Origin of the sequence: Jeotgalicoccus psychrophilus DSM 19085 (assembly GCF_000425845.1) — a bacterium.
GTDB lineage: Bacteria > Bacillota > Bacilli > Staphylococcales > Salinicoccaceae > Jeotgalicoccus > Jeotgalicoccus psychrophilus.
In genome coordinates this window covers 147,252-164,134 of record NZ_AUEF01000001.1, presented here as the reverse complement: position 1 = coordinate 164,134, position 16,883 = coordinate 147,252, and the positions used below count along the sequence as shown (strand labels likewise).

The 16,883-nt window shown below is 40.8% G+C and carries 20 protein-coding genes; 18 read left to right on the top strand and 2 right to left on the bottom strand.

What is annotated here, in order from left to right:
* Nucleotides 1-3 precede the first annotated feature (3 nt).
* The 16 genes from grpE to recO all read left to right on the top strand — a co-directional run bounded on the left by grpE (nucleotide 4) and on the right by recO (nucleotide 12,905).
* Complete coding sequence (gene grpE / locus H625_RS0100880; protein WP_026858191.1) at nucleotides 4-621, top strand: nucleotide exchange factor GrpE; 618 nt, start codon at nucleotides 4-6, stop codon at nucleotides 619-621.
* A 28-nt stretch (nucleotides 622-649) separates the two neighbouring features.
* On the top strand, nucleotides 650-2,500 hold the full coding sequence (dnaK, locus tag H625_RS0100875) for a molecular chaperone DnaK (protein WP_026858190.1): 1,851 nt from the start codon (nucleotides 650-652) through the stop codon (nucleotides 2,498-2,500).
* Between the two features lie 84 nt (nucleotides 2,501-2,584).
* On the top strand, nucleotides 2,585-3,706 hold the full coding sequence (gene dnaJ / locus H625_RS0100870) for a molecular chaperone DnaJ (protein ID WP_026858189.1): 1,122 nt from the start codon (nucleotides 2,585-2,587) through the stop codon (nucleotides 3,704-3,706).
* A gap of 3 nt (nucleotides 3,707-3,709) precedes the next feature.
* Nucleotides 3,710-4,645 carry a 50S ribosomal protein L11 methyltransferase gene (gene prmA / locus H625_RS0100865; protein ID WP_026858188.1) on the top strand — a complete coding sequence of 312 codons (936 nt, stop codon included), beginning with the start codon at nucleotides 3,710-3,712 and terminating at the stop codon, nucleotides 4,643-4,645.
* The gene (locus H625_RS0100860) at nucleotides 4,645-5,361 is read left to right on the top strand and encodes an RsmE family RNA methyltransferase (RefSeq protein WP_026858187.1); all 717 of its coding nucleotides are present in this window, start codon (nucleotides 4,645-4,647) and stop codon (nucleotides 5,359-5,361) included. The genes prmA and H625_RS0100860 overlap by 1 nt, the downstream gene beginning before the upstream one ends.
* Nucleotides 5,362-5,413: 52 nt before the next feature.
* Nucleotides 5,414-6,079, top strand: a complete 666-nt coding sequence (gene deoC / locus H625_RS0100855; protein WP_026858186.1) for a deoxyribose-phosphate aldolase — start codon at nucleotides 5,414-5,416, stop codon at nucleotides 6,077-6,079.
* Nucleotides 6,080-6,180: 101 nt separating this feature from the next.
* Nucleotides 6,181-6,357 (top strand): 30S ribosomal protein S21, encoded by a 177-nt coding sequence (gene rpsU / locus H625_RS0100850; RefSeq protein ID WP_026858185.1) that lies wholly within the window; start codon nucleotides 6,181-6,183, stop codon nucleotides 6,355-6,357.
* Between the two features lie 145 nt (nucleotides 6,358-6,502).
* The gene (locus tag H625_RS0100845; protein ID WP_245573077.1) at nucleotides 6,503-7,165 is read left to right on the top strand and encodes an NfeD family protein; all 663 of its coding nucleotides are present in this window, start codon (nucleotides 6,503-6,505) and stop codon (nucleotides 7,163-7,165) included.
* An 18-nt stretch (nucleotides 7,166-7,183) separates the two neighbouring features.
* Nucleotides 7,184-8,191 (top strand): flotillin-like protein FloA, encoded by a 1,008-nt coding sequence (gene floA, locus H625_RS0100840; RefSeq protein WP_026858183.1) that lies wholly within the window; start codon nucleotides 7,184-7,186, stop codon nucleotides 8,189-8,191.
* Nucleotides 8,192-8,204: 13 nt separating this feature from the next.
* On the top strand, nucleotides 8,205-8,849 hold the full coding sequence (locus H625_RS0100835) for a hypothetical protein (RefSeq protein ID WP_026858182.1): 645 nt from the start codon (nucleotides 8,205-8,207) through the stop codon (nucleotides 8,847-8,849).
* A gap of 216 nt (nucleotides 8,850-9,065) precedes the next feature.
* Nucleotides 9,066-10,019, top strand: coding sequence for a PhoH family protein (locus H625_RS0100830; RefSeq protein WP_026858181.1), 954 nt, complete (start codon nucleotides 9,066-9,068; stop codon nucleotides 10,017-10,019).
* The gene (gene ybeY / locus H625_RS0100825) at nucleotides 10,016-10,477 is read left to right on the top strand and encodes an rRNA maturation RNase YbeY (protein ID WP_026858180.1); all 462 of its coding nucleotides are present in this window, start codon (nucleotides 10,016-10,018) and stop codon (nucleotides 10,475-10,477) included. Before H625_RS0100830 ends, ybeY begins: the two co-directional genes overlap by 4 nt.
* The gene (locus H625_RS0100820) at nucleotides 10,473-10,814 is read left to right on the top strand and encodes a diacylglycerol kinase family protein (protein WP_026858179.1); all 342 of its coding nucleotides are present in this window, start codon (nucleotides 10,473-10,475) and stop codon (nucleotides 10,812-10,814) included. Before ybeY ends, H625_RS0100820 begins: the two co-directional genes overlap by 5 nt.
* A gap of 17 nt (nucleotides 10,815-10,831) precedes the next feature.
* Entirely contained in the window at nucleotides 10,832-11,239 is a 408-nt protein-coding gene (gene cdd / locus H625_RS0100815) for a cytidine deaminase (RefSeq protein WP_026858178.1), read from the top strand.
* Nucleotides 11,239-12,147 (top strand): GTPase Era, encoded by a 909-nt coding sequence (era, locus tag H625_RS0100810; protein WP_026858177.1) that lies wholly within the window; start codon nucleotides 11,239-11,241, stop codon nucleotides 12,145-12,147. Before cdd ends, era begins: the two co-directional genes overlap by 1 nt.
* A 14-nt stretch (nucleotides 12,148-12,161) precedes the next feature.
* The gene (gene recO, locus H625_RS0100805; RefSeq protein WP_026858176.1) at nucleotides 12,162-12,905 is read left to right on the top strand and encodes a DNA repair protein RecO; all 744 of its coding nucleotides are present in this window, start codon (nucleotides 12,162-12,164) and stop codon (nucleotides 12,903-12,905) included.
* A 181-nt stretch (nucleotides 12,906-13,086) separates the two neighbouring features.
* On the opposite strand, the gene H625_RS0100800 is transcribed toward recO, so the two are convergent.
* Complete coding sequence (locus tag H625_RS0100800) at nucleotides 13,087-13,692, bottom strand: SCO family protein (protein WP_026858175.1); 606 nt, start codon at nucleotides 13,690-13,692, stop codon at nucleotides 13,087-13,089.
* 68 nt (nucleotides 13,693-13,760) lie between these two features.
* Nucleotides 13,761-15,137, bottom strand: coding sequence for a glycine--tRNA ligase (locus tag H625_RS0100795; RefSeq protein ID WP_026858174.1), 1,377 nt, complete (start codon nucleotides 15,135-15,137; stop codon nucleotides 13,761-13,763).
* Nucleotides 15,138-15,433: 296 nt separating this feature from the next.
* Here H625_RS0100795 and ccpN point away from each other — a divergent pair, with 296 nt between their 5' ends.
* Together ccpN and H625_RS0100785 are read left to right on the top strand one after the other, a co-directional pair.
* Nucleotides 15,434-16,051 carry a transcriptional regulator CcpN gene (ccpN, locus tag H625_RS0100790; RefSeq protein ID WP_026858173.1) on the top strand — a complete coding sequence of 206 codons (618 nt, stop codon included), beginning with the start codon at nucleotides 15,434-15,436 and terminating at the stop codon, nucleotides 16,049-16,051.
* 7 nt (nucleotides 16,052-16,058) lie between these two features.
* Complete coding sequence (locus tag H625_RS0100785) at nucleotides 16,059-16,883, top strand: pyruvate, water dikinase regulatory protein (RefSeq protein ID WP_026858172.1); 825 nt, start codon at nucleotides 16,059-16,061, stop codon at nucleotides 16,881-16,883.

Here is a 16,883-nt window from a genome sequence, read left to right as displayed (position 1 = left end):
GCATTGACTAACGAAGAAGAAAAAGAAACAAAGCCAGTTGACGAAACTTCAAAAACAGTAAACACTGCTGAAGAAACACTAGAGCAGGAAGAAATTGTTAAAGAGGAAGCAATTGAAGAAGCTGAAGAAACACCAGAACAGGAAGAAACTGAGAAAAATGATGAAGTTTCACTAGAAGACGAACTTCTTTCTATGAAAGAACAAGTCGAAGAAAGCGAAAATAAGTATTTGAAACTCTATGCTGAGTTTGAAAACTTTAAACGTCGCAACCGTCAGGAAGCTGAATTGAACAGCAAGTACAAAGATCAGAAGTTTGCTGAAAACTTACTTCCGGTAATTGATAACCTGGAACGCGCGCTCGCTATCGACGGTACAGACGAAAGTTTCATCGCCTTGAACAAAGGTGTTGAAATGGTGTACAAAAATCTTGTTGAAACATTGGAAAAACATGATATTAAAGCGATTGATGCCCTTAATCAACCATTTGATCCTAACTTCCATCAGGCAGTAATGACCGAAGCGGCTGATTCAGAGAGCGACATCGTGATAGAAGAATTCCAAAAAGGTTATATATTAAAAGACCGTGTCATCAGACCGACAATGGTTAAAGTAAGCGAATAATATTTAAATTAATTGGAGGAATATATAAATGAGTAAAGTAATCGGTATAGACTTAGGAACAACGAACTCAGTAGTATCAATTTTAGAAGGCGGAGAACCTAAAGTAATTCAAAATGCTGAAGGTAACCGTACAACACCTTCTGTAGTATCATTCAAAAATGGTGAACGCCAGGTTGGTGAAGTAGCTAAACGCCAGGCAATTACAAACCCGAACACTATTATGTCAGTTAAAAGACATATGGGTACAGACCACGTTGAAAAAGCAGAAGATAAAGAATATACACCGCAGGAAATTTCAGCAATGATTTTACAAAACTTAAAAGAAACTGCTGAAAGCTATTTAGGTGAAAAAGTAACTAAAGCTGTTGTTACAGTACCTGCATACTTCAATGACTCTGAACGTCAGGCGACAAAAGATGCTGGACGCATTGCAGGACTTGAAGTTGAACGTATTATTAACGAGCCGACTGCAGCAGCACTTGCATACGGTTTAGATAAACAGGACAAAGAAGAAAACATTTTAGTATTTGACCTTGGCGGCGGTACGTTTGACGTATCTATTTTAGAACTTGGCGACGGCGTATTCGACGTTCTTGCAACTGCAGGGGACAACCGTCTCGGCGGTGACGACTTTGACGATTTAGTTATCGATTTCCTGGTCGACACGTTCAAGCAGGAACAGGGTATCGACTTATCTAAAGACAAAATGGCTATGCAGCGTTTGAAAGATGCAGCTGAAAAAGCTAAGAAAGACTTATCAGGCGTCTCTTCAACACAAATTTCATTACCATTTATCTCTGCCGGAGAAGCAGGACCGTTACACCTTGAAACAACACTGTCACGTGCGAAGTTCGAAGAACTTACACACTCACTTGTTGAAAGAACAATGGGACCTGTCCGTCAGGCAATTAAAGATGCTGGCGTAAATAAATCAGAAATCGACGAAATTATTTTAGTCGGCGGTTCGACTCGTATTCCTGCAGTTCAGGATGCAATTACGAAAGAACTTGGTAAAGAACCTAACCGCAGCGTAAACCCTGATGAAGTAGTCGCAATGGGTGCAGCAGTTCAGGGCGGAGTGCTTACAGGAGACGTTCAGGACGTAGTATTACTTGACGTTACACCATTATCACTAGGTATCGAAACGATGGGGAATGTAACTACAGTTCTTATCGAAAGAAACACGACGATTCCTACAAGCAAATCACAGGTATTCTCTACAGCAGCTGACAACCAGCCGGCAGTAGATATCCATGTTGTACAGGGTGAAAGACCAATGGCAAGCGACAATAAGACTTTAGGACGCTTCCAGTTAACAGATCTTCCACCTGCACCAAAAGGTGTACCGCAAATCGAAGTTACTTTTGACATCGACAAAAACGGTATCGTAAATGTTACTGCTACTGACAAAGGTACAGGTAAAGAACAGAAGATTACAATCGAGTCAAGCTCTAACCTGACTGACGAAGATATCGACAGAATGGTAAAAGAGGCTGAAGAAAATGCAGAGGCTGATAAAGCGAAAAAAGAAGATGCTGAACTCCGCAACGAAGCAGATCAGTTAATCTTCTCAAGCGATAAAGCAGTAGAAGACCTTGGCGACAAAGTTGAAACTGATGAAAAAGAACAAATTGAAAGTGCTAAAGAAGAACTTAAAACAGCTCTTGAAGGCACAGATTTAGAAGAGATTAAAACGAAAAAAGAAGCACTTGAATCGGCAGTTCAAGGAGTTACAACTAAACTCTACGAACAAATGGCCCAAGAGCAGCAAGAAGGCGCAGCGGATGCGGGTGCAGAAGCAGGAAATGCTGATGACAATGTAGTCGATGCGGAATATAAAGAAGTAGACGAAGACGATAAAGACGAAGATAAAAAATAAAATCTTCAACACCAAAGTCAAAGCCAAACGCATTGGCTTTGACTTTTTTAAATGGTATTATATTGACTGTTGGAGGGGAAAATTGTGGCTAAAAGAGACTTTTATGAAATACTCGGTTTAGATAAAAATGCAACACAAGAAGAAATAAAGAAAGCTTACCGCAAATTATCGAAAAAATATCACCCGGATATGAAAGACGGATCCGATGAAAAATTTAAAGATGTTGCTGAAGCATATGAAGTGCTCTCAGACGACAATAAACGCGCGCAGTACGACCGTTTCGGTCATGAAGGTATGAACTCTCAAGGCGGCTTTGGCGGCGGCGGTGGATTCTCAGGCGGCGGCTTTGGCGGCTTTGAAGATATTTTCAGTTCATTTTTCGGCGGCGGGGGTCAGAGAGACCCGAATGCACCTAAAAAAGGTGATGATCTGCAGTATACAATGACAGTTACTTTCGAAGAAGCTGTTTTCGGAGCGACTAAAACTGTAACAATTAAAAAAGATGTGCTGTGTGATGTTTGTGACGGAGAGGGTACAAAACCCGGCACATCAAAATCGACATGTAAAACATGCTCAGGTGCAGGTAATGTAGCAGTGGAACAAAACACGCCGTTCGGTCGTGTACAAACACAGCGCACATGTCCTACATGCGGCGGTACAGGCCAGGAAATCGAACATGCATGTGATAAGTGCAACGGTCACGGCACAGTTCAGAAAAATGTTGATATCGAAGTTAAAGTACCTGAAGGTATCGATAACGGCCAGCAGATTCGTTTATCAGGCGAGGGTGAACCTGGTGTGAACGGCGGACCGGCAGGAGATCTGTATATCGTCTTCAGAGTTAAGCAGGATGCTAAATTTACACGCGACGGCGATGATATTCACTACGAACTTAAAATTTCATTTGCACAGGCAGCTCTCGGCGACGAATTGAAAGTACCGACAATCAATTCATCAGTTATGCTGACAGTGCCTGCAGGAACTCAGTCCGGCAGACGCTTCAGACTGAAAGAAAAAGGTGTTAAAAACGTTCAGGGATTCGGCATCGGCGACCAGTATGTCACTGTAACAGTTGTGACACCGACACGTCTGTCAGAACAGGAACGCGAAGTATTTAAACAGCTTGCAGACATTAACGGTGAAGTAATCAGCGAGCAGCAGGAAAATATTTTTGATAAAACAAAACGATTCTTTAAAGGTGAGTAAACTATGAAATGGCAGGAAGTCAGTATCAGCACTAAAGAAGAGAACGAAGAACAGTTTTCGATATTCTTAAATACAATCGCTAAAGGTGTATCCATCGAGCATTCCGTGGATATTTTGAAATCCAAGACTGATAACTTTGAAGAAAAATTCCGTCTGGATCCGAAAGATTATCCGGACAGCGATATTCGAATATTAGTTTATTTTGATGAAACTTATAATATCGATGAGCAGATAAACAAAATCAGAGAATTTATCGAAGAAACACCTTTGGCTAATAAAGAAGAAATTGAAATAAAGACTGGCATAATAGATGAAATGGACTGGGAAAATGAATGGAAAAAATATTTCCATAATTTCAAAGTCGGCAGAAACTTCTTAATCGTTCCTTCATGGGAATATGCTGACGTCGAAATTGCCGACAGTGATAAAGTTATTAAAATCGACCCGGGAATGGCATTCGGCACGGGTGACCATGCAACGACAAGCTTATGTCTGACCTTCCTGGAAGATGTTATAAAACCATCTGACAAAGTTATCGATGTAGGGACAGGCTCAGGTATTCTTGCGATAGGTGCTTATTTACTCGGGGCAAGAAACATAAAAGCGACTGATATCGATGAGCTGTCGCTGCAGGTTTCTAAAGAGAACTTTGCTTTAAACGATTGCGGGGAAGATATTACAGTAATGCCTGCAGACCTTTTAAAAGAGGAAACAGAGAATTACGATGTTGTCGTCGCTAACATTCTCGCTCACATTATAGGTGATATGATCGATGATGCTTATAAACTGCTGAATGATAACGGACGCTTTATCGCGTCGGGAATTATCGTTGAGAAGCGCGATGAGATTATTACTCATATGAAAGCGGCCGGTTTTTCAATTACGGATGTCCTTGAAGAAGATGGCTGGGTTGCAATATTAGCTCTGAAGGTGACATAATGCAGCGTTATTTTATCGAAGAAACAGTATCGATTAATGAGACTTTTGTCATGGACACAGAGCACATACATCACATTAAAAATGTGATGCGTGCAAAAGTTGATGATGAATTTAACGTTGTTGACAAGAGGGGCAGTGCTTATCTTGTCAAGCTGACTGAACTGGAGCCCGTGACCTATAAAGTTATAGAGAAAATAGAGAGTGAAGTTGAGCTTCCGGTAAATATTACTCTGTATTCGCCATTGTTAAAAGGCGACAAGATGGACGTTGTGATTCAGAAATCCACTGAGCTCGGTGCACATGAATTTGTGTTGTATAAAGCCGAGCGCAGTGTCGTAAAACTGAATGCAAAAAAAGAAGACAGCAGGCGTACACGCTATGAAAAAATTGCCAGGGAAGCTGCAGAACAGAGCAGACGTACTAAAATACCTGAGATTTCATTTGCAGAAACATTGAAATCAATTGATTTTGAAATATATGATGTCGTGTTATTTGCATATGAAGATAATAATCTCACCGGCCGATCAATTAAAGATGTCCTCAGTCGTTCTGATGCACAGACGATTGCGGTTGTATTCGGACCCGAGGGCGGTTTTTCTGAAAACGAGGCTGAAATATTTAAGTCATATGAAAATGTTGCGCTCGGACGCAGAATATTAAGAGCGGAAACAGCGCCGCTGTATGCACTTTCTGTAATTGGGAGCTACTATGAATAGATTGTTTATGCTATTATTACAAGGAATATAAATTATTGGGAGTGTCATTTAAATGAACGTAGCAAAGTATATTGACCATACATTACTAAAACCGGAAGTTACTGACAAAGAAATTACAGTACTATGTGAAGAAGCACATGAACATGGTTTCTTCAGTGTCTGCATTCAGCCTGCATGGGTTAAAACTGCAGCTGAAAAACTTGCTGATAGCGAAGTTAAAGTTTGTACAGTAATAGGCTTCCCTCACGGTGCAGCAACTTCTGAAGTAAAAGCATTCGAAACAAAAGATGCGATTTCAAATGGTGCGGATGAAGTGGATATGGTAATTAATATCGGCCAGCTTAAAGCAGGCAGCCTTGATTACGTAAAAGAAGATATTAAAAGCGTTGTAGATGCTGCGAACAAAGAAGCACTTGTAAAAGTAATTATTGAATCTTCACTTCTTACTGAAGATGAAATCGTAACTGTATCAAAGTTAGCCAAAGAAGCAGGAGCAGATTTTGTTAAAACTTCTACAGGATTTAACGGCGGCGGCGCAACTGTTGAAGCTGTAGCATTAATGCGTCTGACAGTAGGCGAAGATATGGGCGTTAAAGCAAGCGGCGGTGTACGCTCAAGTGAAGACGCGATGAAGATGATCGAAGTCGGTGCGACAAGAATCGGCGCATCAAGCGGTATTGCTATCGTTAACGGTGCAATTTCAGACAGCGATTATTAAATTTCAGTTGACTGAAAACAATGTAATATATTATAATATTAAAGTACATAGTATAGACTATGTGAATTAGCCTTTTGCATTATCGGAGGGAGGGAAAACAAATGTCAAAAACAGTTGTTAAGCAAAACGAACCAATTGAAGATGCTTTGCGTCGTTTCAAACGTACAGTTTCTAAAAACGGTACTATTCAAGAAGCACGTAAAAGAGAGTTTTACGAAAAACCAAGCGTAAAACGCAAGAAGAAATCTGAAGCTGCGCGTAAGCGTAAGTTCAAGTAATATCACTCTTCCCTCTGATAAGTGATATATAATAAAACAGCGCACATTTTGTGCGCTGTTTTTTTGTCTCTCCATTTCTCATTTGGGTTCAGTTAATGTATAATCGGAATCAGGAGGGATGTACATGGGGGGTTCGTATTTATATATGATTAATAATTCAATTCAATTTTATATAGATGTTGTGACTACACCCGTTGTTGCATTTCTATTATTATTAATATTCTTCCTTGGTATGGTGTATCAGCTCTTCTCTGAGAAAGTAAATATTATCGGCATCCTTTGTGTACTGTCGATATTTATATTCTTCTCGGGTCACCTTCTTACTGGCGATGATAATTTGCTGGCATTGATATTTATCCTGATAAGCGGAATTCTGATGCTTATAGAATTTTTCGTCATAGGTATGATTCTTGGAGCCGTGGGAGTTTTGCTATTTGGTGTAAGTATTTTACTAGTCAGCGGCAATGTGTTTTTATACAGTGTTTTCTTAGCCGTAATATTCATTATGGTGATTATAGAGTGGGTGATATTTGTGAAGTATAAGAAACGTAAAATCCCTTTCCTCAATCGTTTAATTTTAAACGATGCAACGGATAAAGAATCGGGATATACATCATTTGATGACCGTTCGCATTTAGTCGGTGAAGTTGCGGTAACACATACTGTGCTCCGTCCATCCGGGACAATACGTCTCGGTGATGAGCGTATCGATGCTGTTGCCGAAGGTTCGTATATTACAAATGATGTGGAAGTTAAGATTATTTTTGTAGAAGGTACAAGAGTTGTCGTCAGACCAACGGGAGATTAAAAACAAGGAGAGTGGAGAATGAATTTAGCATTTATTACAGGCGGTGCACTCGTAACATTACTTATTTTTGTAGTAATTATTATCGTGATTGCATTTATCCTGTCATTTGTTCCAATCGGTTTATGGATTTCAGCAATTGCTGCAGGGGTTAAAGTAGGAATCTTTACATTAGTAGGTATGCGCCTCAGACGTGTTAAACCTAAACGCGTTATCGAACCAATGATTAAAGCGCATAAAGCGGGTATTCAGCTGTCTACAAACCAGCTAGAGTCTCACTTCTTAGCAGGCGGTAACGTCGACCGCGTTGTCGACGCACTAATCGCTGCGCAGCGTGCAGATATTAACTTAACGTTTGAACGTTGTGCTGCAATTGACCTTGCAGGACGTGACGTACTTGAAGCAGTACAGATGAGTGTTAACCCGAAAGTTATCGAAACGCCATTTATTGCTGGTGTTGCGGTTGACGGTATCGAAGTTAAAGCGAAAGCAAGAATTACAGTTAGAGCCAACATCGAACGCCTTGTCGGTGGTGCTGGTGAAGAAACGATCATTGCACGTGTTGGTGAAGGCGTAATTTCAACTATTGGTTCGTCAACTAAGCACGCTGATGTACTTGAAAATCCGGAACGTATTTCACAGACTGTCTTAGCTAAAGGTCTCGATTCAGGTACTGCATTTGAAATCTTATCGATTGATATTGCAGATGTGAACATCGGTAGTAATATCGGTGCAGATCTTCAGACTGAACAAGCTGAAGCCGATAAGAATATTGCACAGGCGAAAGCTGAAGAACGCCGTGCAATGGCTGTTGCTCAGGAGCAGGAAATGAAAGCACGCGTACAGGAAATGAGAGCGAAAGTAGTAGAAGCAGAATCCAGAGTACCTCTTGCATTTGCTAAAGCATTAGAAGATGGCAATATATCAGCATCTGATTATTACGATCTGAAAAATGTTGAAGCAGATACCAGCATGAGAGATTCAATTAACAAAATGACAAACCCTACACAGTTTAACGAAGAAGAATAGGGTGTGATATAGTATGGAACTTATTCCACTACTAATTATCGTTCTAGGTATTGTCTCTTCGATTATCGGCAGTAAAAACAACAAAGAAAAAGAAGGCGGCCGCAATATTGATACTTCTAAGCTAGATAGAAGACAAAATACTGCACCGCGCAGCAGACAACCTGATACAAGGACGAGTACAAATGAACAAAAAGGATTCTTCCAGACGCTGCAAGAGGCATTTGATGATGAATTCAACCAACCCGAACAAGAAACAAAACAACAGTCTAAAACAGAGTCTAAAACAGAGTCTAAACCGCAGCCGGTGCAAGCATCCGGACGTGAGAGCCGGCCTGATAGACAAGCATCTGAGCGTCCCGTAAGGGAAACGATTCAGCAAGCACGCGGGCGTCAAAACTTGGCGCAAAATATTTCTGATATTGAGAAACGTATTACAGACCGCACTAAAAGAGAAGATCTCGGTCGGGATATTGGTAATAAGTCCGGTTATTCAGACGGTGACGTTCTTACTCAAAAGCAAAAGAGTGAACATGAAAGCACAAATATTACTTCAGATGATTTGGCGTTTGATTCTAAAGCTGTCCTCAACGGCATTATTATGTCGGAGGTTCTCGGCAAGCCGAAGTCCAAACAAAAATCGACCAGGAAGCTTGGATAAGCTTCGGCAAATAAAACAGGGCAGAGAGTCTCGATAACAGATTCTCTGCCCTGTTTTTAATTTTTAATAGTATAATTAATACTGCGTCTTCCGTTATGAGATAAACTCATACGACCTGTCACATCCCGCACGGTTTTATCATGTCTGAAATAATTGCAGTCGGCTATTGATAGTGGTAAATTTAAATAGACAAGACTATTATAAAGGGGTTTGTAAATGCCTAATATTATTAATATAGACAGCCTTGACGAAGCTCAGGCTTTAATAGGTGCAAATGATTCACACATCACATATCTGGAAGACGAATTCGCAGTTAAAATTCATACGCTCGGCAATGAAATTACTGTCAGCGGCGAAGATGAAAAGGACGTCGAATTAGTCGAAGATGTGCTGCTTCATTTATTAAAAATAATTCAGCGCGGCATGTCAATTTCTTTAAGAGATGTGCAATCTGCTGCGATGATGGCTAAAAATGATACCATCGAATATTTACAAGATCTTTATAACGAAGAAATCGCTAAAGATGTTAAAGGTAAAAGTATTAAAGCGAAAACGACGGGTCAGCGTCAGTATGTAGAAAATATACGTAAACACGACCTGACTTTCGGTATTGGGCCCGCCGGGACCGGTAAAACTTTTTTAGCTGTCGTAATCGCATGCCAGATGCTGCGGGAAAACCAGGTTAAACGCATCGTCCTGACGCGTCCTGCGGTGGAGGCGGGGGAGAACCTCGGGTTCCTGCCGGGGGACTTAAAAGAGAAGGTAGACCCATACCTGCGTCCGCTGTATGATGGACTTCATGCGGTTCTCGGAGCTGAGACGACTGACCGTTTAATTGAACGCGGGGTCATAGAGGTTGCACCGCTTGCTTATATGCGCGGACGGACATTGAATGAAGCTTTTGTTATTTTGGATGAAGCTCAGAATACGACAGAAATGCAGATGAAAATGTTTCTGACACGTCTTGGTTTCGGTTCGAAAATGATAGTTACCGGCGATGAAACACAGATTGACCTTCCGGGCTCGACGAAAAGCGGACTGGTTGAATCGGTAAAACGTCTTGAAAATATTAAAGGAATCGCTATTAAACGCATGGATGAAACAGATGTCGTCCGACATCCGCTTGTTTCTAAAATAATCCTTGCGTATGAAAAGGATACAAATTTATGATTAATATAGATTTTATTAACGATGAAAATTTTGTAGATGAGTCTGAGCTTAAAGAAGTATCGGAGCTGTTATCGTTCGCATTTGATCATCTTAAAGAAGAAGGCGATGCAGAGGTATCTGTATCTTTCGTGTCAAATGAAGAAATCCAAAATATTAACAGAGATTACCGTAATAAGGACAGCATAACAGACGTCATTTCTTTCGCACTTGAAGAAGGAGACATGAATATTATTCACGAAGATGCTCCGCGCACTTTGGGAGATATTGTTATCAGCACCGACCGTGCGAAAGAGCAGGCTGATGATTACGGCCACAGCTACCGCCGTGAGCTGATGTTTTTAAGCCTCCACGGATTTTTACATCTGCTTGGCTACGATCACATGGAGAGCGATGATGAAGCTGAAATGAACGGCAAACAAGAAGAAATATTAAACGCATTCGGTGTGACACGCGATTAATTTAGACCGGTTTAAACATCCTCTCCAGGGATTTTTTCAGCTGTTTAAAAAAGACAGGAAATTTTTACTGCATTCTGTTATTGCAGCAGCAGTCCTTTGTATTTGCGCTGCGGTGAATATCACAGCAGTTGAATGGCTGTTTATTATTACTGCTGTATTTTTAGTTTTAATTACAGAAACATTGAACAGTGCAATTGAATACACGGTGGATTTAATTACCGGCGATTACCATATACTTGCACGCTATGCGAAAGATATCGCAGCAGCGGCAGTACTGCTTGCGAGTATATATGCTGTAATCGTCGGTATGGTTATCCTGCTGCCGTATTTGCTTTAATATAAGGAGGACATCAGATGAACGACGGATTATTTAAAAAAGAATGGCTGACTGAAGTGCAGGAAGCACAGTCACGGGCATATACACCTTACTCAAATTTTAATGTAGGTGCTCTATTAATTACAGAAGATGATGAATATATTTACGGAGCGAACATTGAAAACGCTGCGTATCCTGCATCAATTTGTGCAGAACGTTCTGCCTTGGTGAGCGCGTATTCAAATAATAAGAGAAAATTCAAAGCGATTGTAGTCGTGACGGATGCACCTGGACCTGCAAGCCCATGCGGTGAATGCAGACAAGTAATGAAAGAATTATGCCATGATGAAATGCCGGTTTACTTAACGAGTAAATCAGGTGAAGTAATAAAACGGACGGTAGACGATTTGCTGCCGCTCGGTTTTAGCGGGAAGGATATGGATTAATGGATTTTGATGGATTTAAATCAGGTTTCGTCAGTATAATCGGACGTCCAAATGTAGGGAAATCTACATTTATGAATAAAGTTCTTGGGCAGAAAGTTGCGATTATGTCGGACAAGCCGCAGACGACAAGAAATAAAATACAAGGTGTATATACAAAAGATAATACTCAGATGATTTTTATCGATACACCTGGAATTCACAAACCGAAACACCAGCTTGGTGAGCATATGATGAAAGTTGCGCGCAATACGCTCCGTGAAACAGAAGCAATTCTGTTCGTCATTAACGCTGCTGAAGAAATCGGGCGCGGTGATGAGTTCATTATCGATATGCTTAAAAATACGAAGACACCGATTATTTTAGTGTTAAATAAAATCGACTTAATTCATCCGGATGAACTGATTAAGCAGATTGAAGTATACAAAGATAAACTGGACTTCAGTGATGTAGTGCCGATTTCAGCACTTCAGGGAAATAATATCGAACGTCTTCTGACTGTGATTGAATCACACCTGCCGGAAGGGCCGATGTACTATCCGGAAGACCGTATTACAGATCACCCTGAACACTTTATCGTGAGTGAGCTGATTCGTGAAAAAGCACTTCACCAGCTGAGTCAGGAACTGCCTCATGCGATTGGAGTAGAAGTGCTTAAAATGAAAGGTGACGATGACGGCGGCAAAGTCAGAGTGGAAGCCCTGATTTACGTTGAACGGGAATCACAAAAAGGAATGGTTATCGGTAAAGGCGGCAAGATGCTGAAAGAAATCGGGCGTCATGCGCGTATGGATATCGAAAATCTCCTCGGCAGCAAAGTATATCTTGAGCTGTGGGTTAAAGTACAAAAAGACTGGCGCAATAAACCTACGTTTATCAGGTCGCTTGGGTATAAAGACGAAGAATATTAAAACTGGGTGAGATAATGATCTATCAACAGACTGGTATGATGATCCGGCAGACGAGCTACAGCGAGTCCAGCCGGATTATTACTATACTGACAGAAACGGGAGAACAGGTTCCATTAATGGCACGCGGTTTTAATAAACCGAAAAACCAGTTTATTACACTGCGGCAGGGATATTTGGAAGCATTGTTTACTTATAACCGTTTTAAAGGCATGGGCACACTCAATGATGTTGACGTGACCGAGCGGTTTAAAAACATTAACGGCGACTTCGATGTATACACACACGCAAGTTATATTTTGGAAGTCATTACGAGAGCGCTTGAAGATGACATTGCTGAACCGGGATTTTACAGACTGCTGAAAAAAGCATTTAACCTGCTGGATGATGGCAATGAAAGCTTTGGGGTCACGTCACTTGTACTGGTCAAAATGCTTCCGGCCTACGGCGGTCAGCTGAATCTCGACAGCTGTGCAGTATGCGGCAGAAGTGACTATAAAAAGTACAGCCATTATTCATTTAAATACCATAACGTCATCTGCCACGACTGTCTGACAGAAGAAACACTCGAACGGGCAATACCTGTCAGCAACAGAGTATTGTATTTTGCACTGTATTTAAAATCGGTAAAACTCGAAGATGTGAACAGCATAAAAATATCGGCAGACATCGGCAGACAGCTGCTTAAATTTATTGAAGTGCTGTACGATGAATACAGCGGTGTATATTTCAGAAGTAAGAAATTAATAGATCCGCAGTGAAGACAAATACGTATACATTAGGTTACCTCATGTATACGTATTTCTTTTTCAGTAGTTATGATTGAGACTCATGTATATGAATAATCATTTACGCAGTCATGACAACGCTTCATGTATACACAAAACAAAAAACGCACCTGACTCCTGAACCCAGGAAATCAAGTGCGTTTTTTATAAATTATTAATCTAAATTACTCGTCATCGTCTTAACATCTTTTACAATCTCTTCTGTCTCAAACGTATTATCTCCTGCATCAACGCCGGTATAGTCTTTGATCAGCGTGCCGGTTTCATCGATTAAATAAATCGCAGTCCCGTGCAGTACTTGATTTGAGCCGTCCTGCGGCAGTTTCACTATCGATTTGAAGTTGTTCAGTGCATAATCGCGCAGATATTCAAATTCGTATCCCGTAACAAGCTGCCATTCAATATTATCCGCCGGATTATACCAGCTCATATATTCGCTGAGCACTTCCGGTGTATCTGTATCAGGATCTACAGAAAAACTGATAATACCAACATCCTCAAGGTTTTCTTCTGCAAGTTCCTGAGTCAGCTCGGTCATATTCTGTGTCATCGGAGGGCATACCGTAACGCACTCGGTAAATATAAGATTGGCAAGCCATACTTTCCCGTCCATATCATCTGATGTAAATGTTTCATTATGCTGATTTACAGCTTCAAAATCATTCAGCGTATTGCCGTAATAAGACATCGGCTCAACTTCCTCGCTGCCGCATGCGGCAAGCAGCATAACGAGGACTATAAGCAGAGTGCTTCTAAACATAAGCATCCTCCATTAAAATAATAATTATATGTATAAAGGTGCCCCAATAGTTTGAGGCACCCATGATGTTAAAACTTAATTCTTGATGATAGGAAATTATGCAGTTCGTCAATTGCAAGACGTGTCTGTTCCATCGTATCGCGGTCTCTTACTGTTACTTTTTTATCTTCAGCTGAATCGAAGTCAAATGTAATACAGTACGGTGTACCGATTTCATCCTGACGGCGGTAACGTTTACCGATTGATTGTGACTCATCGAATTCGATGTTAAAGTCAGCAGCGAGCATGCTGTATACTTCCATAGCATCTCCGCTTAATTTTTTCGATAAAGGCAGTACTGCCGCTTTATATGGTGCAAGAGCAGGGTGCAGACGCAGCACTGTGCGTGAGTCCCCTGACTCAAGTTCTTCTTCATCATAAGCATCTGTAAGGAATGCTAAAGTCATACGGTCAAGACCGAGTGACGGCTCGATGCAGTATGGAATATATTTTTCGTTAGTTTCAGGGTCGTGATATCTGAAATCTTCGTTTGAATGTTCCATGTGCTGTCGAAGGTCAAAATCTGTACGGCTGGCAACGCCCCACAGCTCTCCCCAGCCAAACGGGAATTTGTATTCAATATCAGTTGTCGCGTTAGAGTAGTGTGAAAGTTCATCTTCATCATGTTCTCTTAGACGCGTGTTTTCTTCGCTTAAGTTTAAATCTTTCAGCCATTTAACAGCGAATTCTTTCCAGTAAGTTTGCCATTCCATTTCAGTACCGGGCTTACAGAAGAATTCTAGCTCCATCTGGTCGAATTCACGTGTTCTGAATGTGAAGTTACCCGGTGTAATTTCGTTACGGAATGATTTACCAACCTGTCCGATACCGAATGGAAGTTTTTTACGCATAGCTCGCTGAACGTTTTTATAGTTAACAAAGATACCTTGTGCAGTTTCAGGACGGAGGAATAATTCGTTAGTTGAGCCTTCTGTTACACCCTGGAATGTTTTAAACATTAAGTTGAACTGGCGAATGTCAGTGTACTCGTGAGCACCGCAAGTCGGACAGTCAATATTTTTGTCGTCGATAATATCTTTCATTGCTTCGAATGATAAACCATCTGCAACGAAAGTGTCATCTTCTTTTTGCATAACATCTTCAATTAATTTGTCAGCACGGTGACGTGATTTACATTGTTTACAGTCGATCATCGGGTCGTTAAAGTTATTTAAGTGACCTGAAGCTTCCCAAGTTTTCGGATTCATTAAAATTGCAGCATCCAGTCCGACATTATACGGAGATTCCTGAATGAATTTTTTCCACCATGCAGCTTTAACGTTGTTTTTCAGTTCGATACCTAACGGACCGTAATCCCAAGTGTTTGCAAGACCGCCGTATATGTCACTGCCGGGGAAAACAAAGCCTCTTGTTTTTGCCAGGTTTACAATTGTGTCCATGTTCATAGTTAATGCAGCTCCTTTTTATTATTAATTTATATATAAAAAAGTCCCTGAACAGCATAAAAAATGCTATCCAGGGACGAGCGTAGCCCGCGGTTCCACCCAATTTAGTAAGAAAACTCGCTTTTATATATAAAATTAATTGTATTTGTAAATTATTATGCCATATTTGCTGCCAGGCTCACACCATTCCTGACTCGCTTAAGGCTATTATATAATTAGAGCAGAATGAATGCAAGTACGATCATATTTCTTTATCTCTGTAAATATTATATAATATTAATGTTGGGAGTGAGAACGTGGAACTGAACGAACGCCAAGAAAAAATTCTAAGCATAGTTAAGCAGCACGGGCCGATTACGGGCAGTAAAATTGCCGCACAGCTGTCATTGACCCGTGCGACATTACGACCGGATTTGGCTATATTGACGATGTCCGGCTTTTTGGATGCAAGACCTCGTGTCGGTTATTTTTATACCGGCAAAGAAACAAACGACGTCATCGCACTTAAAGTAAATAATATATTAGTGCGGGATGTACAAAGTTTACCTATTTTAATTACTGTTGAAACAAGTATTTACGATGCAATCGTCAAGATGTTCCTGGAAGATGTAGGCACGCTGTACGTTATTGATAACGAGCAGTCTCTGGCCGGTGTTGTCTCAAGAAAAGACCTGTTAAAAGGAACGATGAGTTTCAATGATACAGAAAATACGCCGGTCAGTGCAGTAATGACCCGGACGCCCAACATTACGATGTGTTATCCGGATGACCTTCTTTTATATGTTGCAAAACAGATCATTGACAGACAGATTGATTCACTGCCGGTAGTAAAAGAAAGTAACGGCAGAATTGAAGTTACAGGCAGGATTACTAAAACCAATATTACAAAAGTATTTGTAAATTTAATGGAGTGAAAAAATAATGTCGAATTTTAAAATAATCGTTGCATCAGACTCAGTCGGAGAAACAGGCGAACTCGTAACGAAAGCATGCCTGTCACAATTTAAAATCGACGCACCCGATAATGTCATCGATCGTTATCCGTATGTGAACAGCTGCGATGACATTGATGACGTGATAGATTTAGCTAAAAGCAAAAATGCATTAGTCGTCTATACTTTAATTACACCTGATTTAAGAACATACATGGCCGCTGAACTCGAAAAAGAAGACATTTCCTATATCGATGTAATGGGGCCGCTGATGGATGAAATAGCGAAAGCAACAGGTCTTGAACCATACAATGAACCTGGCCGTGTTCACCGTCTTGACGAAGAGTATTTCAAAAAAATCGAAGCGATTGAATTTGCTGTAAAATACGATGACGGCAAAGATACAAGCGGACTTGATAAGGCAGATATCGTGCTGCTTGGTGTTTCAAGAACTTCGAAAACACCGCTGTCGCAATTTTTAGCTTTAAAGAAATACAAAGTGATGAATGTTCCGCTCGTACCGGAAGTGAAGCCGCCGGCTGAATTATTCGATGTAGACCCTGAAAAGTGTGTCGCGTTGCGCATTAACCCGGATACATTATATAAAATCCGCAAGGAGCGTTTAAGCCAGCTCGGCTTAAAAGACACAGCAATGTATGCCAACAGTACGCGCATTGAAGACGAGCTTACTTACTTCGATGAAATAATCGGTAAAATAGGCTGTCCGATAATAGACGTATCCGATAAAGCGATTGAGGAAACAGCGAATGCTATTATGAAATACGTAGACAGCGATAGTAATATTAGAGGGTGA

What these genes read in the sequence shown, in the direction of transcription:
- H625_RS0100830 (WP_026858181.1), top strand. Translation starts at nt 9,066, where the DNA reads ATGCCTAATATTATTAATATAGACAGCCTTGACGAAGCTCAGGCTTTA.
- H625_RS0100800 (WP_026858175.1), bottom strand. Translation starts at nt 13,692, where the DNA reads ATGTTTAGAAGCACTCTGCTTATAGTCCTCGTTATGCTGCTTGCCGCA.
- cdd (WP_026858178.1), top strand. Translation starts at nt 10,832, where the DNA reads ATGAACGACGGATTATTTAAAAAAGAATGGCTGACTGAAGTGCAGGAA.
- H625_RS0100860 (WP_026858187.1), top strand. Translation starts at nt 4,645, where the DNA reads ATGCAGCGTTATTTTATCGAAGAAACAGTATCGATTAATGAGACTTTT.
- H625_RS0100785 (WP_026858172.1), top strand. Translation starts at nt 16,059, where the DNA reads ATGTCGAATTTTAAAATAATCGTTGCATCAGACTCAGTCGGAGAAACA.
- prmA (WP_026858188.1), top strand. Translation starts at nt 3,710, where the DNA reads ATGAAATGGCAGGAAGTCAGTATCAGCACTAAAGAAGAGAACGAAGAA.
- H625_RS0100845 (WP_245573077.1), top strand. Translation starts at nt 6,503, where the DNA reads ATGATTAATAATTCAATTCAATTTTATATAGATGTTGTGACTACACCC.
- rpsU (WP_026858185.1), top strand. Translation starts at nt 6,181, where the DNA reads ATGTCAAAAACAGTTGTTAAGCAAAACGAACCAATTGAAGATGCTTTG.
- era (WP_026858177.1), top strand. Translation starts at nt 11,239, where the DNA reads ATGGATTTTGATGGATTTAAATCAGGTTTCGTCAGTATAATCGGACGT.
- H625_RS0100795 (WP_026858174.1), bottom strand. Translation starts at nt 15,137, where the DNA reads ATGAACATGGACACAATTGTAAACCTGGCAAAAACAAGAGGCTTTGTT.
- H625_RS0100835 (WP_026858182.1), top strand. Translation starts at nt 8,205, where the DNA reads ATGGAACTTATTCCACTACTAATTATCGTTCTAGGTATTGTCTCTTCG.
- recO (WP_026858176.1), top strand. Translation starts at nt 12,162, where the DNA reads ATGATCTATCAACAGACTGGTATGATGATCCGGCAGACGAGCTACAGC.
- dnaK (WP_026858190.1), top strand. Translation starts at nt 650, where the DNA reads ATGAGTAAAGTAATCGGTATAGACTTAGGAACAACGAACTCAGTAGTA.
- floA (WP_026858183.1), top strand. Translation starts at nt 7,184, where the DNA reads ATGAATTTAGCATTTATTACAGGCGGTGCACTCGTAACATTACTTATT.
- deoC (WP_026858186.1), top strand. Translation starts at nt 5,414, where the DNA reads ATGAACGTAGCAAAGTATATTGACCATACATTACTAAAACCGGAAGTT.
- ybeY (WP_026858180.1), top strand. Translation starts at nt 10,016, where the DNA reads ATGATTAATATAGATTTTATTAACGATGAAAATTTTGTAGATGAGTCT.